This window comes from Mucilaginibacter sp. RCC_168, from assembly GCF_041355315.1.
Classification (GTDB): domain Bacteria; phylum Bacteroidota; class Bacteroidia; order Sphingobacteriales; family Sphingobacteriaceae; genus Mucilaginibacter.
Map to the genome: position 1 here is coordinate 1 of NZ_JBFUPN010000012.1, position 16,924 is coordinate 16,924.

The 16,924-nt window shown below is 44.3% G+C and carries 14 protein-coding genes; 9 read left to right on the plus strand and 5 right to left on the minus strand.

Annotation, left to right across the window (positions count from 1 at the left end; translation table 11 throughout):
* Positions 1-265 precede the first annotated feature (265 nt).
* From AB6735_RS12520 to AB6735_RS12530, 3 genes are all read left to right on the plus strand, one after another.
* Positions 266-2,161 (plus strand): DNA topoisomerase IV subunit B, encoded by a 1,896-nt coding sequence (locus AB6735_RS12520; RefSeq protein WP_370996206.1) that lies wholly within the window; start codon positions 266-268, stop codon positions 2,159-2,161.
* A 959-nt stretch (positions 2,162-3,120) separates the two neighbouring features.
* Complete coding sequence (locus tag AB6735_RS12525) at positions 3,121-3,615, plus strand: cytidine deaminase (RefSeq protein WP_370996207.1); 495 nt, start codon at positions 3,121-3,123, stop codon at positions 3,613-3,615.
* A 73-nt stretch (positions 3,616-3,688) separates the two neighbouring features.
* Positions 3,689-4,348: a GDSL-type esterase/lipase family protein gene (locus tag AB6735_RS12530; protein ID WP_370996208.1), complete on the plus strand. Its 660-nt coding sequence runs from the start codon at positions 3,689-3,691 to the stop codon at positions 4,346-4,348.
* 54 nt (positions 4,349-4,402) lie between these two features.
* Here AB6735_RS12530 and AB6735_RS12535 read toward each other — a convergent pair whose 3' ends face one another.
* Positions 4,403-4,831: a nuclear transport factor 2 family protein gene (locus AB6735_RS12535; protein ID WP_370996209.1), complete on the minus strand. Its 429-nt coding sequence runs from the start codon at positions 4,829-4,831 to the stop codon at positions 4,403-4,405.
* Positions 4,832-4,988: 157 nt separating this feature from the next.
* Complete coding sequence (locus tag AB6735_RS12540) at positions 4,989-5,417, minus strand: nuclear transport factor 2 family protein (protein WP_370996210.1); 429 nt, start codon at positions 5,415-5,417, stop codon at positions 4,989-4,991.
* A gap of 173 nt (positions 5,418-5,590) precedes the next feature.
* Between AB6735_RS12540 and AB6735_RS12545 the strand changes: the two genes are divergently transcribed.
* Complete coding sequence (locus AB6735_RS12545) at positions 5,591-6,103, plus strand: YdeI/OmpD-associated family protein (protein ID WP_370996211.1); 513 nt, start codon at positions 5,591-5,593, stop codon at positions 6,101-6,103.
* Positions 6,104-6,113: 10 nt separating this feature from the next.
* Here AB6735_RS12545 and AB6735_RS12550 read toward each other — a convergent pair whose 3' ends face one another.
* From AB6735_RS12550 to AB6735_RS12560, 3 genes are all read right to left on the minus strand, one after another.
* A complete protein-coding gene (locus AB6735_RS12550; protein ID WP_370996212.1) occupies positions 6,114-6,875 on the minus strand; it encodes a hypothetical protein in 762 nt (253 codons plus the stop codon).
* Positions 6,876-6,946: 71 nt separating this feature from the next.
* Positions 6,947-7,792, minus strand: a complete 846-nt coding sequence (locus AB6735_RS12555) for a class I SAM-dependent methyltransferase (RefSeq protein ID WP_370996213.1) — start codon at positions 7,790-7,792, stop codon at positions 6,947-6,949.
* 42 nt (positions 7,793-7,834) lie between these two features.
* Complete coding sequence (locus tag AB6735_RS12560) at positions 7,835-9,703, minus strand: patatin-like phospholipase family protein (protein WP_370996214.1); 1,869 nt, start codon at positions 9,701-9,703, stop codon at positions 7,835-7,837.
* Positions 9,704-10,086: 383 nt separating this feature from the next.
* Here AB6735_RS12560 and AB6735_RS12565 point away from each other — a divergent pair, with 383 nt between their 5' ends.
* From AB6735_RS12565 to ftcD, 5 genes are all read left to right on the plus strand, one after another.
* The gene (locus tag AB6735_RS12565; protein WP_370996215.1) at positions 10,087-10,596 is read left to right on the plus strand and encodes a MarR family winged helix-turn-helix transcriptional regulator; all 510 of its coding nucleotides are present in this window, start codon (positions 10,087-10,089) and stop codon (positions 10,594-10,596) included.
* Complete coding sequence (gene hutH / locus AB6735_RS12570) at positions 10,589-12,148, plus strand: histidine ammonia-lyase (RefSeq protein ID WP_370996216.1); 1,560 nt, start codon at positions 10,589-10,591, stop codon at positions 12,146-12,148. Before AB6735_RS12565 ends, hutH begins: the two co-directional genes overlap by 8 nt.
* Positions 12,126-13,799 (plus strand): urocanate hydratase, encoded by a 1,674-nt coding sequence (hutU, locus tag AB6735_RS12575; RefSeq protein WP_370996217.1) that lies wholly within the window; start codon positions 12,126-12,128, stop codon positions 13,797-13,799. The genes hutH and hutU overlap by 23 nt, the downstream gene beginning before the upstream one ends.
* 132 nt (positions 13,800-13,931) lie before the next feature.
* Positions 13,932-15,152, plus strand: a complete 1,221-nt coding sequence (hutI, locus tag AB6735_RS12580) for an imidazolonepropionase (protein WP_370996218.1) — start codon at positions 13,932-13,934, stop codon at positions 15,150-15,152.
* A 108-nt stretch (positions 15,153-15,260) separates the two neighbouring features.
* Entirely contained in the window at positions 15,261-16,919 is a 1,659-nt protein-coding gene (gene ftcD / locus AB6735_RS12585; RefSeq protein ID WP_370996219.1) for a glutamate formimidoyltransferase, read from the plus strand.
* The last annotated feature ends 5 nt before the right edge of the window (positions 16,920-16,924 follow it).

Here is a 16,924-nt window from a genome sequence, read left to right on the forward strand (position 1 = left end):
ATTTATAGGTTCATCCATTTCGCAAAAATCGAACTTTTATAGCATACTTGTGTCCACACAGTAGCCCCACGGGAGGGATGTTATGGATATGAACTCAAAGGCGGGTAGGGGTTTCTGCGGTAAATCACAAATATAGTGGAGATTTAAGGCAGTCCACCACAAATGTTAATAAGTTGACAGTTTTGAACCCGAAGTTCAATACTTAAACTATATTTTTGCAGCTACGTGCATTTTTTGCACTGGTTTAAAAAAATCTACTTTATAAATGGCAGACGCAGTTAATTATAGTGAAGATAGTATCCGTTCGCTGGACTGGAAAGAACATATCCGTTTACGCCCTGGCATGTACATTGGTAAACTGGGCGATGGCTCAGCTTATGACGATGGTGTATACGTGTTGCTCAAAGAGATCGTTGACAACTCAATAGATGAGTTTGTGATGGGATCGGGCAAAACCATTGAGGTAAGCATGAGCGATCATAAAGTATCCGTACGTGATTATGGTCGTGGTATACCCCTGGGTAAAGTGATTGATTGCGTATCCAAGATCAACACCGGTGGTAAGTATGACAGCAAGGCCTTCCAGAAATCGGTAGGTTTAAATGGTGTGGGTACAAAGGCGGTTAACGCGTTATCTAATGTTTTCATTGTACAATCATACCGCGACGGACGCACCAAACTGGCCGAATTTGCCAAAGGCGAACTGATCCGCGATGAGGCTGAAAAGGAAACCACCCAGCGCAACGGTACCGCCATTAACTTTACACCCGACGATACCATTTTCCGACATTACCGCTTTATACCGGAGTTTGTGGAAAGCATGATCTGGAACTATGTGTTCCTCAATTCGGGCTTAACGATTAATTTTAACGGACAAAAATATTTTTCAGAACGGGGCCTGTATGACCTGCTTACCCGCAATACCGATGTGGAAACCCTGCGCTATCCTATCATTCACCTCAAAGGCGAAGACATTGAGATAGCCATGACCCACGGACAGGCCTACGGCGAAGAATATTATTCCTTTGTGAACGGACAAAATACTACCCAGGGTGGTACACACCAGGCGGCTTTCCGCGAGGCCGTAGTGAAAACAGTCCGGGAATTTTATAAAAAAGAATATGATGCGTCGGATATCCGCGCTTCTATTGTGGCGGCTATCGCTATTAAGGTTCAGGAGCCGGTGTTTGAATCGCAAACCAAAACCAAGCTGGGCTCGCAAAACATTGGTCCGGATGGACCATCGGTACGTGGTTTCATCAATGATTTTGTAAAAAAAGAACTCGATAACTACCTGCATAAAAATCCGGCTGCTGCCGATGCCCTGCTAAAACGCATCCTGCAATCGGAACGCGAGCGTAAGGATATTGCCGGCATCAAAAAGCTGGCTAATGAGCGCGCCAAAAAAGCATCGTTACATAACCGCAAACTGCGCGATTGTAAGCTGCATTTTGAAGATACGCACGAACGCCGCCAGGATACCACACTGTTTATCACCGAAGGTGACTCGGCCAGCGGATCCATTACCAAATCGCGCGATGTGATGACCCAGGCCGTATTCAGCTTAAAGGGTAAGCCGTTAAACTGTTACGGACTCACCAAAAAGGTAGTATACGAAAATGAAGAATTTAACCTGCTGCAGCATGCCCTGAATATTGAGGACGGTATCGACGGACTGCGTTATAATAATATTGTGATAGCTACCGATGCCGATGTGGACGGTATGCACATCCGCTTGCTGCTGATGACCTTCTTTTTGCAGTTTTTTCCAGATCTGGTAAAAGCCGGCCACGTATCCATACTGCAAACCCCATTGTTCAGGGTACGCAATAAAAAAGAAACCATTTACTGCTACAGCGACGAGGAACGCCGCAACGCCATTGCAAAACTGGGCAACAAGCCCGAGATAACCCGCTTTAAAGGTTTAGGTGAGATCTCGCCCGAGGAGTTTGGTTTGTTCATTGGCAAGGATATCCGCCTGGATCCGGTGATCCTGAAGGATGCCAACATCAAAGGCCTGCTGGAATATTTTATGGGTAAAAATACGCCAACCCGCCAGCTGCACATCGTGAACAACCTGCGTGTTGAAAAAGACGACGAAAGCATTAACCCGCTGGTAGCCGAAGAAGCAGAAACCCTGGCCCTGCCGGTAGCGGTATAAGCTTAACCGAACGATATGATTTTATAAGAGGCGCATGTAAATGCGTCTCTTTTTTTATGGTGAAAGTTTTTCTGTAGAGACACATTCCACGTGTCTTTCGCTACCGTAAGCGTCCCGCTGTGGTTACTACAAAGACAAGAAGCAGCAGAGGTCCGTGCGATTCCTTCCTGGGGAAGGGTCAATGTCATTAAGTTAAGGATACTCCGTAGGAGTAAAAGCTTTGTAGAAAGCAAAAATAAGTATTCAGCATGCCGTAGGTATGCAAGCTGAGTGCAGTACCTACGGCACTGAATTGGAAACTGTCTTTTTTCTACAAAGCTTTAACCCGGATGGGGTTTGCAAAATTCCTTAACTTAATGACATTGCGGGAAGGGGATGAAGGGGTTTCGTCAGCTGGCTAAACCCCTCTCTGCCTTTAGGCGCATACCAGCCGCACCCCTTCCGTGGGAGGGAACTAAAAAAACGGAAGCCGCATGAAAAAGGAGCTGTCACCCTGAGCTCTGTCGAGGGGTAGAACGAAGAGGCCTGCCCACCATGCTTCGACGGGGCAGCATGACACCCTTTTATATTCTCCCTGATTTTTCGTATCTTTATATAAACACCGGCCCGGCTTCTTTTTTTAAGAAAGCCGGGCTGTTTATTTAAGAGAATAAAGGCGCCAAAAATCAATCGTTAGATGTTTAGTTATTTGATAACTAATAAATTAAAACTTTTTAAAGTTTTAAAAACACGCCAAAACTGCCCTGGAATTTGTTAAAAAGTGTTAAAATGAGGGTTTTTGAAGGTATTTTTGACCGTTTTTGCCTCATTTTAGGGCCGAAATTTGTTAAAATTAGGGGTTTAAAAAGTTTTTATTGGGATGAGTTAGGTAAGAAGAATCTAATAAATCCTGTCAAATCTTTTAATCCTGTTAAAAAATCCTTATCTTGTTTCCCCCGCTTTTTTCGGGACGAAAATTTATGACCAACCATGAAATAAAAATAGCTTTTGATGAATATGATTCATTAAAAGAACTACCCACCGCCGACCGCGAGTTGTGCCTGGAGGCAACCGAAGCGTTAAAGAACTCACATTCACCATATTCAAAATTCCGGGTAGGCGCGGCCCTGCGTTTACAAAGCGGTAAAATTATTTATGGCAGCAATCAGGAAAACGTGGCTTATCCATCGGGCCTGTGTGCCGAGCGTGTGGCCCTGTTTTATTGGGGCGCCAATCACCCCGACGATCCGGTTGTGGCCATGGCTGTTACCGCCCAAACAGATGAATTTGCGCTCACCAAACCCGTAACCTCCTGTGGCTCATGTCTGCAGGTACTGGCCGAAGTAGAAAAAAAGCAAAACAAAGCCATCAAAATTTTATTGTTTGTAGAGGGCGGCCCGGTATGGGTAATAAAAGGTATCGAAAACCAATTGCCATTTTTATTTTTTGAAGAACGACTATTATCAAGTCAATAGTCGGAAATATTAAGTGTAAATTGAAAGACAAAAACAGACTTTGGACTCAAGACTTTAGATTTATCTTAGCATTATGAAATTGAAAATATTTTTGTTTTTGCTTGGTTGTGTTTTTATAGGCAAAGCATCTGCACAACAAGGTTTTCCGTTTGGTAACGAGATCCGGGCCTTTAAACATCAGGATAGTTTAAGCTTCCCTAAACCGGGTGGTATATTGTTTATTGGCAGCTCATCCATCCGTTTATGGAGCGATCTGGAGCAGCGTTTTCCAACCGAGCCCATTATTAAGCGAGGTGTGGGCGGTTCAACATTGGAACAATTGGTTGACTACTATACCCCATATATTCTGTTCCCATATCAGCCACGCAAGATATTTATCTATGCCGGCGAAAATGATATTGCCGCTGGTAAGTCGGCCCCTTTTGTGGCCAAGGAGTTTGCTAAATTATGGCCCCTGCTGCATCAAAAATTGCCCAAAACCGAGATCTATTATCTATCCATAAAACCAAGCCCTGTGCGGGCCAAGTATTACGCAACGGTGGCACAGGCAAATGAGCTGATCAAAACGTACCTTAAGGATAAACCTAACAGTCATTTTGTGAATCTGGTTAATGTAATTTATAAACCCGGCACTACCACACCTGATTCCAGTCTGTTCAAAAGCGATTACCTGCATTTGAATGCAAAAGGATATGATAAATGGCAATCGGTTTTGCAGCCGATGGTAAAATAAAAAAAGCCCCGATATGCGGGGCTTCACTACCTGGACTATTACATTAACCCAAATCTATTTAAAAACACTGTACACGCTGGTGATCTTCCATCCTTTACCCGTGTTGGCAATGGTTACATAATTGCTGCGTACAAACCTTTCGTACTGCATATCAACTTTTACAACGGTGATATCGGAATTGCTTTGGATGATGGTGGTACTGGTTGTACAATCCTGCTCCACATTTTTGTTAAGTCTTAATGATTGAAATATTTCGTCGCGGGTAAAGGTGATAATCTTTTTACCGCTCAGCAGGCTAAACTTGGCATTTTGGTCTACCACATCGTTCAGTCCTTGTAATTTACCGCGGGTTATGGCATCAACATAGGTGTTGATGGCAAAGGCCCTGGTCAGGTTATCGCCATCGCCGTAAGGGAGGGCTTTGGCGGCGCTGCCTACTACCAGTAGCGCAAGGCCGAGTACTATTGATTTTAAAGTTTTCATATTGTTGTTGGTGATTGATCAATGATTAAATTATATCTATAAGACAACACTTATTTTCAATACGTTACAAGAAAATCAATAAAAACCAATAAAAATAAAAAGCCCCGCTGGGCGGGGCTCTCTACTTACATATTAACACTAAACTAAAACTAAACTCTTATTTAAAAACGCTGTACACGTTGGTGATTTTCCAGCCTTTGCCGGTATTTGATACAGTTACAAAATTGCTGCGGGTAAAGCCGTCATATTGCATATCAACTTTAATAACGGCAATAGCTTCGTTGCTTTCAACTATTGATGTGGTAGTAGTGCAAGTTTGCTCGGTACCTTTAGATGCGTTTAATGATTGGATCATCTCATCTTTATTAAAGTTCAAAACGGTTTTGCCGCGTAACATGCTGAATTTAGCATCCTGATCAATCACTTCACTCAGGCCTTTTAATTTACCATGGGTCATGGCGTCTATGTATGTGCTGATGGCATAATTTTTAGTTAAATTTTCACCTTCGGTGTAGGTATTTGCTTTGGCAGCAGTGCCTATAACTAATAAGGCTAAGCCTAATAATATTGATTTTAAAGTTTTCATTGTATTGCTGTTTAAGGTTATTTATTATTATTATTTAATTTTTATATCCATAAGACATCTGCACTATGCCTTACGTTACAGAATATGTTAGAAATTTTGTTGATTTAACATAAATTTAATATATTACTGGTTTTTTTAGATTCCTGGCAATAGAAGCTGCCTTAAACCTCGCTATGATTGATTTTAATACCATTATTTTGCAATTTGCAGAACAAGGCGAAAAAACCGGCTGGACTTATATCGAAATTCCGGCCGATCTGGCCCAGCAAATGAAGCCTGGCAATAAAAAATCATTCAGGGTAAAGGGGAAATTGGACGAGATGCCCATTGCCGGTATGGCCTTAATGCCCATGGGCGAAGGCAACTTTATTATGGCCCTGAAACGGGAAATATGTAAAGGCCTACACAAACACCGGGGTGCTATGCTTAGGGTACGTTTGGAGCCCGATAACGATTATAAGGTTGAGATTCCGGCCGATCTGCAGGAGTGTTTTGACTTTGAACCCGAAGCCAGTGAGTTCTTTTTTACCCTTGCACGAGGCCATCGCGATTATTTTATTAAATGGATCAATAGCGCCAAAACCGAAAATACACGCGCTAACCGCATAGCCAATACCATTGAAGCCATGCTGCATCGCCAGGGTTATCCCGAAATGATAAGAGCGCTGAAAAAGGCGAGGGAGTAGTTTGCTTATCTTATTGCCCTGTTGCGGCAAGTGTTAATAACGATTTGAAATTGACAAGTTCCTTACTGGTGTTTTTGCCAGGGTTTAAAGCTGCAATTCTAACAGCAGCATCCTGCCCCTGTTTAATTTGCTGCTTATTCCAAACTTTCACATTGGTTCGGTTTAAATAATACAGTCCGTTAATAATACCATCGGGCGAAAGTGTTGTTATATTATCCGGGTTGTATAAATTTAATACCATAGTTATGGCAGGTGAGGATGAGGCATACTTGTTTTCCAGTTCGCCAACAGCTTTTATCCGGTCTGCAGCGCTTGACGTATCAATCTTGGATACCAGGGCCGCTATATCTTCATTACCTATCGCTTTTAAAGCTTTTAGTCCGCTTTGACCCACGCTCTGCAATAAAGTATCGCCAGAGGTTTGGAGGGCCGAAAATAGCTTTTTTGACTCCGCATCGGTTAGCGCGAGGGTTATTAAACCAACAGTGAAGTTCTTTTTTCGCTTATCAACATCATTTAAATCGTTATAAAGGCTATAAACCCATTTATAACGCTCAACCCGTTCTTTTGATTCTTCCACTTTTGTGGAGCGGTCTTTAAAATCGGTCTCCAACTGATCTAAGCGAACTTTGTTTGAAGTAGTGTAAATGGTAAGTATAATGGTGATTATTGAAGTAATAACTCCTATCCAGGCGGTTACGGTACTGGAAAAAAGTGGTTTGCCGGTTTGCCCGGTACCGTTGTTAACTTCTTTAGGTTCATCTGTTGGCATAAGATCAGGATTTAATGAAAGTTAAAATAATTGACTTATTAAAATTTGACCCAGTTACAATCATTCTTATATTATTTCTCACCATAAATTACCAGGGCACTTGAATCGATTATCACATTTCCTTCGGGATATTTTTGATCTACAGTAAGATAAACCTCTCTTTTTATTTTTTCTTTTGTTGCCTCATCCGCTTTGCTTAATGCGGCAACAACTGGAGCGGCTATTTCGGTCATCATGATCCAGTAGGTATCGGTTGTATAGCAATTAAGCTTTCCGGCAATCTCTTCTTGCGTAATGTTTTTTAATCCTGCCTGGGAAAACAGATCGGCAATAAGACCATCCTTGGCACAGCGAAACATACCTGGTGCGCCGGGTGGAGGGGCAGGTAGTTCCATGTTTTTATTAATGGTGCTCATAGTGGCAGTAATCCAGAAATTCTTCTCCGGAACATTCCAAACCGAAACGGCAATTTTTCCGCCGGGTTTGAGCACCCGGAACATTTCTTTAGCTGCCAGCAACATATCTGGAAAAAACATAAACCCAAACCGGCAACTTATAGCATCAAATGTATCATCGGCAAAAGGAAGTTCGCAAACATCACAAGCCTTAAATTCAACATTTTTAATACCTTTTTGGTCAGCATTTTCGCGGGCTATTTCCAGCATATCCTGAGACAGATCCGTGATGATCACTTTTCCACCATTCAGCATACCTGCAATAGTTAATCCCGGTTCTCCGGTTCCTCCTGCCACATCCAGAATTATCTGGCCGTTTTTAGGGTCGATCGATCGGATAATTTCATCACCCACGGGCTTTAAAAAATCCATCGTAAGATCATTCCATTTTTTCCAGCCTGATGAAAATTTATTCCATGACTCTTTTTGCTGTTCGCGGATTTGTTCAAATTGTTTTTCCATCTGTTTTCTTTTGTGTTTTAAGGAAAATTTGTATGCCCGTATTTATGGTTTCCTCTTCTCCTTCCAATTTTTTGGGAAGGGGATATCGATCATTTTGATGGGTTTAAAATCGGGTATTTTATAACCGGTTCCCGAAGTATTGTACAGGAAAAACGGATCGGTTTTAAAGTGTTCATAATCCGCGGTCATCTGGGCTTTGAGTTTTAACAGCCGGTTTTCGTATTCGTTATCATATGGAGTCCCCGTATTTTTATCCAGCAGCCTGTCAATATATTCTATCAAATTATAGCAGGTAGTAAACTGGCCGCAGGCTATCAGGCAGGCCTCTGTATGTTGCTGTTCGGCCGACTTTTTATCGAACCATAGTGTGGTACCCATATTGTAAGCGGTTTGAGCTACTATCTGCATATCAGCACTGGGATTAAGGGTGGACGGTGTGATCATATACTGATGGTTACCCTGGCCCCGGTTAATATCATTGGAGAATGAGAGGTCATAAAGGTGATTACCCTTACCGCGGTTGTTCCACTGAGTGCTGCCATAAAATTTGTCATAAAGCAACTGTCTGATGCGCTTTAAAAATATGCTGGTATTGAGCATCAACACAGATTGAGCCCGGGTATTGAGCATATGTATGAGGAGGCTGATAGATGTTTTGGAAAAATAACTGACCAGTATGTGAATGATCTGCTCGGTAAAGTTGCGTTTTAAATTCATCCCTGCGGACGCTTTTGATACGCTGAACAACTGATGCCTTACATATAATACGCCGGATACCCATATAAAGGGAATAGGTATAAATAAAGTGCTGGCAATTATCCATGGCGTGCTGTGGTGGCTTATCCCATACCAAACCCCCGTTAGGGCGGCAAGTAAAATAGCAGCGGTAATATAAAATACACCCCAAAGATTCAGTTCATAACCCTTACTTATTTTAGGTAATACATAAGGGTGTATGTAATGGCTGCCCACGTCATTCACCAGCATCAGTTCAAAATAAGGGAAACTGGTTTTTTTGTCGAGCCGCCGGCCATCCGCTTCCATCATGCTTTGCAAGCCCTGGTTATCGGTAATACCGCCGTCCATGAGGCCAAACTGTTTATGCTCTATAAATTCAGCTTCTTCCTTGTCGCCGGTTTGCGGTACCAGGGATAGCGCGTTTTTTAGTTCGTGAATGTTTAAATGCTGGTGTGTAAAATCGTTAGGGTAGATGATGGGCTCAAATCCGGCCGGGAAACAGGATGACGCGGCCAGTACATCACCCAGTTTTATTTTACCGGCAACAGCGCTATCCACATAAATAACCTCGTTCCCATATCTAAATTGCTCATCTTTACCCTTGTCCGGGACAAGCTTGATGTTTTGCCGGAACGATTGCCCGGTATAAAATTCGGTGGTATTAAAACAAACCTCCTGGAGATGGGCTGTAGGCGATACGCCACGGCAAAGCGACTCCAGCGTTAGGCCGTCAAATAAATATTGGTCGTATGCAAGCGCGAAGGAATTGATAATGTTGCGGGTTTTTTGCGGTCTGCTTTTCCAGTGCTTTTTATCTGACAATATTTCTAACGATTGTCGCAGCAGATCGTCGCCGTTAAGACCGGCAGATAATTTGGTATAAAATTGCCCAAAGGTTTTACCCTGTGCGTTGTATAATGCATACAAGGTAGTAGTAATAGTGCCGCCCGAAGCAGATGACAGATAGCGAACCTGCTGTAAAAGTGTTTGGCCGAAAAGCCCATCGGTATCATCATCAAATGTTACTTTATTCAGATAAGATAATACCCCCAATGCAAACGAAGCCGCGCGGAAGCCGCCGCCAGAGAATGCCAGCGCTATATTTTCAAAAGGCTTAATATAATCAACTTCACGTTTGTTCTCCGCTAATGTATCGGGCATGGTGTTTGCCATAAAATGTTGGGTTTAGTGACAATAAAATTAGGTAATTAAACACATTCCGTTATACGTAAAAATACCTTATTTAAAGGGGAATATCACGTATAAAAGCCTCAGCCCGGCCCTCTCCAAAGGAGAGGGCTTTGCATTGACGCCATTTGGAGAGTAATAGCCCATGAAAAGGCAGCTATTCAAAAAAGGGTGTCATGCTGCCCGTTGAAGCATGGCGGGCAGGCCTCTGCGCTCTACACTTCGACAGAGCTCAGGGTGACAGCCCCTTTTTTCGCGTTTTTCTTTCATTATGCCTTTTCATGGGCTATTACTCTCCATTGGAAAGGGCAGTGTAAGGCCATTAAAATAAAATTTGCAATTATATAAGCACTTATATAAATTGCACAATGAATTTATATCAAAGCCTGGGTTACCTGGTTTTAGGCAGCCGTTTACGCCGCCTGAGCGAAGCTTTTCTGGCCGAAATTAACCGTGCCTATCAAAATGAAGGTATTGATTTTGATGCCAGCTGGTTCCCTGTTTTTTATCTGTTATCCCAAAACGAAGCGCTGTCCATCAAAGAATTGAGCGAGCAGATCGAGGTTTCGCACCCGGCCGCCAGTCAGCTTATCTCCAATTTAAAAACCCGCAAATTAGTTACATCCGCTACCTGTACCGATGATGGCCGCAGGCAACTGGTAACACTCACGGATAGCGGGCGTGAGCTATTAACACAGATATTACCCATGTGGGATGCGATCAGTGCCGCTATGACCGAACTGGTGGAAAGCGATGAGATGGCCAAACAATTACTACCGGCTATAACCGGATTGGAAACCGCTTTTCGCCAGGCTAACCTGGCCGAAGTCATCAGTCAGAAATTAATTACCGATCTAAAACCAACCCACCATGAATAGTATATTTAATTATGGTACCGATCATTTAACTATAGGCATTTGCCTGGATATAGCCGCTGGTAAAACCAAAGGCATTATTAACGCTGATGCCGACAAGGCCATTCGTGCTTCATGGCGCGAGGTTGAAAAAATTGTACACGCCCAACATCCCGTTTACGGTATCAATACCGGTTTTGGTCCGCTTTGTGATACCCGCATATCTGAAGCTGATACGAGTTTGCTGCAAAGTAATATTCTGAAAAGCCACAGCGTAGGTGTGGGCAAGCCTATCCCAAAGGAAATTGCTAAGCTCATGCTGATCACCAAAGTGCAGGCATTGGCGCAGGGATATTCTGGCGTAGCGCCTGAAACATTGCAGCGCATCATCTGGCATATTGATCATGATATTATCCCTGTAGTTCCCGAAAAAGGATCAGTTGGCGCTTCTGGCGATCTGGCACCGCTATCACATCTGTTTTTACCCCTGATTGGTTTAGGCGAACTGTACGAGAATAACGAACGTATGCCTGCCGGGCATTTACTAATAAAGTATAACCTGCAGCCATTGGTATTAGGCCCCAAAGAAGGCCTTGCACTTATCAACGGCACACAATTTATACTGGCATTTGCGGTAAAAGCTGTGCAGCGCCTGGATGATGCCTTGAATCGAGCTGACTTGATCGGAGCCCTGTCATTGGAAGGATTGATGGGCTCAGCGCGACCGTTTGATGCACGCTTGCATGCCATCCGCCCTTTTAAAGGTACAAAAATGGTGGCCGACAGATTATTTACCTTATTAACCGGATCAGAGATCAACTCATCGCATATGAATTGCGACAGGGTGCAGGATCCATACTCCTTAAGGTGTATGCCGCAAGTACACGGTGCATCACGTAATGCCTGGCTGCATCTAAAGGAGCTAACAGAGATCGAGCTTAATTCCGTAACGGATAACCCGGTAATTTTTAATGCCGATGATACCATTAGCGGCGGCAATTTTCATGGACAGCCATTGGCTTTACCGCTGGATTATGCCACCGTTGCCGCCGCCGAACTGGGCAATATTGCCGATCGCCGCTGTTACCTTATGAGTGAAGGTCGTTATGGTTTGCCCAAGCTGCTTACGCAGGATGCCGGATTAAATTCCGGTTTGATGATTCCTCAATATACCACTGCGGCACTGGTCACCGAAAATAAAACCCTGTGTTTTCCCGCCAGCGCCGACAGCGTACCTACTTCATTAGGGCAGGAAGATCATGTATCCATGGGCTCTATCAGCGGGCGCAAACTGCACCACGTAATTGATAACCTGGAATATATACAGGCTATTGAACTGCTGTATGCCGCGCAGGCGGTTGATTTCAGACGGCCATTAAAATCAACACCGGTTATTGAAGCCATTCATGATCTGGTAAGGCAGCACGTACCCCACATACAGGACGACCGTGTTTTTGCTACGGATATTCATAACTTACATCAACTGATCACTAACGGCTCTTTGCTGGCAGTTGCCAATGAAACAGCTATTCATCACCATATCAATCTCAATCATGACGAGTTCGGAATTTATTAAAACCTATGCCAAACACCCGGTGTACAAAGCGCCGCGGGGTATGCAGCTGCATGCCAAAAGCTGGCAAACAGAAGCGCCATTACGGATGCTGCTCAACAACCTGGATGGCCAGGTAGCCGAAAATCCAGAAGAACTGGTGGTTTACGGCGGCATTGGTCAGGCGGCCCGTAACCCGGAATCATTGAGAAAGATTATTGAATTGCTGCTTGAGCTGGACGAATACCATTCACTGCTGATCCAATCGGGTAAGCCGGTTGGTATCGTGCGCAGCCATCCCGAAGCGCCGCGTGTATTGATAGCTAACAGCAACCTGGTACCTGCCTGGGCCAATTGGGAGCATTTTAACGAATTGCGCGCCAAAGGCTTGATGATGTACGGCCAGATGACCGCAGGTAGCTGGATCTATATAGGTACGCAAGGTATTTTACAAGGTACCTATGAAACTTTTGTAGAGTGCGGCAACCAGCATTTTAACGGCGACCTGACCGGCAAACTGATCGTAAGTGCGGGTTTAGGCGGTATGGGTGGGGCTCAGCCATTAGCCGCGACTATGGCAGGTGGTGTTTTTTTAGGTGCCGATGTGGATGTATCGCGCATTCAAAAAAGGGTAGATACACAGTACATCGATAGGATTACACGCTCGTATGATGAGGCCATTGCCTGGGTAAAGGAGGCCATCGCCAAAAAAGAAACGCTTTCGGTAGGCTTAGTAAGCGATGCCGGCGATATGCTGGAGCATTTACTAAAAGACCATATTATTCCGGATATTTTAACCGATCAAACATCGGCACATGACCCGTTGAACGGCTATATCCCTAATGGATTATCGTTGACAGATGCGGCCACACTGCGAAAAAATGATGCTGCGGAATATAAGAGGCTATCATTGAAAAGTATGGCCCGCCATGTAAGCCTGATGCTGGAATTACAGGACAAAGGTGCTGTTACATTTGATTATGGTAACAACCTGCGTGAGTTTGCTAAACAAGGCGGCGAACCTGACGCGTTTAATTTCCCCGGGTTCACGCCGGCCTATATCCGTCCGCTGTTTTGTGAGGGTAAAGGGCCGTTTAGATGGGTAGCCTTATCGGGCGATCCAGAAGATATCTTTACTACAGATAGAGCGCTGATGGAATTGTTCCCCGAAGACAAACCGCTCATCAAATGGCTTAAAAACGCTCAGGAAAAGATCTCGTTCCAGGGTTTACCCGCACGTATTTGCTGGCTGGGCATGGGTGATAGGGAAAAAGCAGGTTTGCTATTTAATGAGCTGGTAAAAACCGGTAAGGTAAAAGGTCCTATAGTGATTGGTCGCGATCATTTGGATTGCGGCTCGGTAGCATCACCCAATCGCGAAACGGAATCTATGAAAGATGGTTCAGACGCGGTATCAGACTGGCCACTGCTTAACCTCATGGCTAACGCTTCGGGCGGAGCCACCTGGATCTCGTTCCATCATGGCGGTGGGGTAGGTATGGGCTATTCGCAACATGCGGGCATGGTTGTTTTAGCCGATGGCACCGAACGTGCGGCTACCTGTCTGAAACGTGTTTTACACAATGACCCTGCGATGGGTATTTTCCGTCATGCCGATGCCGGTTATGATAAAGCACAGGAATGGGCGGATAAGTTTGGATTGAAGGTGTGGTAGATAAGCTGAAGGCAGAAAGCTGAAGGCAGAAAGCTATTTCTATTCCAGGCTTTCAGCTTTAAGCATTGAGCTTTCAGCGTGATAGATATTTTTGGCTTTCGGCTTTTAGCCTTAAGCTTTTAGCCTAATAAAATGAAAATACTAATAGGTCCGTTTACGCAGATATTACCGTTAACAGGCTTGCCGTTAAAAGGTGCTTTGAAGGATGAGCAATTACATATTATTCCAAATGGAGGAGTATTAGTTGATGACGGACTGATTGTGGCTGTTGATGATTTTGAAAAATTAAGATCGAGCAATCCATCGGTACAAATTGAGGAAATTACAGGTGAACATGTATTGTTACCTGGATTTGTGGATTGTCATACCCACATCTGTTTTGCCGGTAGCCGTGCAAAAGACTATGCTTTGCGTACAGCAGGTAAAACCTACCTGGAAATAGCCAAAGCAGGTGGCGGTATTTGGGATTCTGTTACTCAAACCCGGATGGCTGATGAAGCTACTTTAACTAATCTGCTGTTAAACCGGGTACAACGGCATTTGGCTGAGGGAATTACTACCATCGAAGTAAAGAGTGGCTATGGTTTAAGTATTGATGCCGAATTAAAACAGTTAAGAGCCATCAAATCAGCGGCGGATAAAACCCGGGCCAGCCTGATATCAACTTGCTTAGCCGCTCATATGCTGCCCAAAGATTTTGATGGAACACATCAAGATTATCTGAACCATGTTTTACAAAATCTGTTACCAGCTATTAAACAACAACGGTTAACCAACCGGGTGGATATATTTATTGAAGAAAGCGCTTTTAATACCAGCGATGCGCTGAACTACCTGGCCAAAGCCAAGCAAATGGGTTTTGAAGTAACCGTTCATGCCGACCAGTTCACTACAGGTGGCAGTGAGGTGGCCATTAAAGCAAGAGCGGCCTCAGCCGATCATCTGGAGGCCAGTACAGAACGGGAGATCAATATGCTTGCTCAATCTGATATTGTAGCAGTAACTTTACCCGGTGCATCATTAGGGTTAGGAATGGCTTATGCGCCCGCCCGTAAACTGCTGGATGCCGGAGCATGCCTGGCTATTGCCAGCGACTGGAACCCAGGTTCGGCTCCAATGGGCGATCTGTTGATGCAGGCCGCTGTGATGGGTGCTGCTGAAAAGCTATGTGCTGCCGAGGTTTTTGCGGGTTTAACTTTCCGGGCTGCATCAGCATTAAAATTAAATGACCGCGGGACTTTAGCCAAAAATAAGCTGGCCGATATGCAGGCTTATCCTTGTAATGATTACCGCGATATTCTATATCACCAGGGAAAATTGAAACCGGGCAAGGTATGGACCGCTGATCTATAATGATTTTTATGGTTTCGCTGATTTTATTTTCGATCGGTCACTAATGAACGAATGAACCAGTGAACAAATGAACGATATCAACCAATGAACAAATAAACTATTAAACCAATGAACCAGAAACTAATTGAATGCGTTCCGAATTTTAGCGAAGGTGTAAATCTTGATATTATAAAACAGATCACCAATGAAGTAGAGTCTGTAGAAGGTGTGCGCCTGTTAAATGTCGATCCGGGCAAGGCTACTAACCGCACCGTGGTAACCTTTGTGGGCGAGCCTGAAAAGGTGATCCAGGCAGCTTTCTTTGCTATCAAAAAGGCCGGAGAGTTGATTGATATGAGCAAACAAAAGGGCGAACATCCGCGGATGGGGGCAACTGATGTTTGTCCGCTGATACCTATCAGCAATATCAGTATGGAAGAAACCGCGGAGTATGCACACCAACTGGCCAAACGTGTGGGCGAGGAATTGCAGATCCCGGTTTATTTGTACGAGCAGGCCCAGCCTAATAAAAACCGTAGCAATTTATCGGTGATCAGGGCAGGAGAGTACGAGGGCTTTTTTAAGAAGATCAAGCTACCGGAGTGGGCGCCCGATTTTGGTCCAGCAGAGAATGATGTAAGACGTGGTGCTACCGTAATTGGGGCGCGCGATTTCCTGGTGGCTTATAATGTAAACCTGAATACTACGTCAACCCGCAGAGCGAACGCTATTGCTTTTGATGTGCGCGAAGCTGGTCGTACAATTAACGACGAGAACGGCAAACCGCAAAATATTCCAGGCTCATTGAAAGCGGTAAAAGCCATTGGTTGGTATATTGAGGAGTATGGTATCGCTCAAATCTCCATGAACCTCACCAATATCGAAATAACACCGGTACACAAGGCCTTCGATGAGGTTTGCGATAAAGCCAATGCACGTGGCATCCGGGTTACAGGCAGCGAACTGGTGGGATTGATCCCGCTGAAAGCTATGCTGGATGCTGGCAAATATTTTCTACGGAAACAAAAACGCTCGGTTGGTGTAAGTGAAAAGGAACTGATCCGGATCGCTATTAAATCAATGGGATTGGATGAGCTTGGGCCTTTTACTCCCGAGGAGCGTATTATTGAATACCTGTTGAAAGATAAAGCTGCCAGCAAACTGGTGAGCATGAGTCTTATCGATTTTGCCGATGAAACAGCGAGTGAAAGCCCGGCGCCGGGTGGTGGTTCTATCTCTGCTTATGTTGGTTCTTTAGGAGCTTCGCTTGCGGGGATGGTGGCTAATCTCAGCTCGCATAAAAAAGGCTGGGATGATCGTTGGGAAGAATTTAGTAACTGGGCCGAAAAAGCCCAGGCTTATAAAGATGAACTGATCCGACTGGTTGATCTGGATACCACCGCGTTTAACCGCATCATGGAATCGTTTAATTTACCAAAATCCACACCCGAAGAAAAAGCGGCAAGGGATAAAGCCATACAAGATGCTACCAAATATGCTATTGAAATCCCATTAAAAGTGATGCAGGCCGCATTGAACAGCATGGAAGTGATCAAGGCTATGGCGGAGATCGGTAACCCCAATTCAGTAACTGATGCCGGTGTTGCGGCCCTTTGTGTCCGCACCGCCGTTCTGGGCGCTTTTATGAATGTAAAGATCAATGCTTCTGGCTATAAGGATAAGGATTTTGTAACTGATATTATTGCAAAAGGTAATGATATTGAGCAAAAAGCTATTGCCCTCGAAGCAGAGGTAATTGAACTGGTGAACGGGAAGATAGGGTTGTAGGAGGA

What these genes read in the sequence shown, in the direction of transcription:
- AB6735_RS12520 (WP_370996206.1), top strand. Translation starts at nt 266, where the DNA reads ATGGCAGACGCAGTTAATTATAGTGAAGATAGTATCCGTTCGCTGGAC.
- AB6735_RS12525 (WP_370996207.1), top strand. Translation starts at nt 3,121, where the DNA reads ATGACCAACCATGAAATAAAAATAGCTTTTGATGAATATGATTCATTA.
- AB6735_RS12530 (WP_370996208.1), top strand. Translation starts at nt 3,689, where the DNA reads ATGAAATTGAAAATATTTTTGTTTTTGCTTGGTTGTGTTTTTATAGGC.
- AB6735_RS12535 (WP_370996209.1), bottom strand. Translation starts at nt 4,831, where the DNA reads ATGAAAACTTTAAAATCAATAGTACTCGGCCTTGCGCTACTGGTAGTA.
- AB6735_RS12540 (WP_370996210.1), bottom strand. Translation starts at nt 5,417, where the DNA reads ATGAAAACTTTAAAATCAATATTATTAGGCTTAGCCTTATTAGTTATA.
- AB6735_RS12545 (WP_370996211.1), top strand. Translation starts at nt 5,591, where the DNA reads ATGATTGATTTTAATACCATTATTTTGCAATTTGCAGAACAAGGCGAA.
- AB6735_RS12550 (WP_370996212.1), bottom strand. Translation starts at nt 6,875, where the DNA reads ATGCCAACAGATGAACCTAAAGAAGTTAACAACGGTACCGGGCAAACC.
- AB6735_RS12555 (WP_370996213.1), bottom strand. Translation starts at nt 7,792, where the DNA reads ATGGAAAAACAATTTGAACAAATCCGCGAACAGCAAAAAGAGTCATGG.
- AB6735_RS12560 (WP_370996214.1), bottom strand. Translation starts at nt 9,703, where the DNA reads ATGGCAAACACCATGCCCGATACATTAGCGGAGAACAAACGTGAAGTT.
- AB6735_RS12565 (WP_370996215.1), top strand. Translation starts at nt 10,087, where the DNA reads ATGAATTTATATCAAAGCCTGGGTTACCTGGTTTTAGGCAGCCGTTTA.
- hutH (WP_370996216.1), top strand. Translation starts at nt 10,589, where the DNA reads ATGAATAGTATATTTAATTATGGTACCGATCATTTAACTATAGGCATT.
- hutU (WP_370996217.1), top strand. Translation starts at nt 12,126, where the DNA reads ATGACGAGTTCGGAATTTATTAAAACCTATGCCAAACACCCGGTGTAC.
- hutI (WP_370996218.1), top strand. Translation starts at nt 13,932, where the DNA reads ATGAAAATACTAATAGGTCCGTTTACGCAGATATTACCGTTAACAGGC.
- ftcD (WP_370996219.1), top strand. Translation starts at nt 15,261, where the DNA reads ATGAACCAGAAACTAATTGAATGCGTTCCGAATTTTAGCGAAGGTGTA.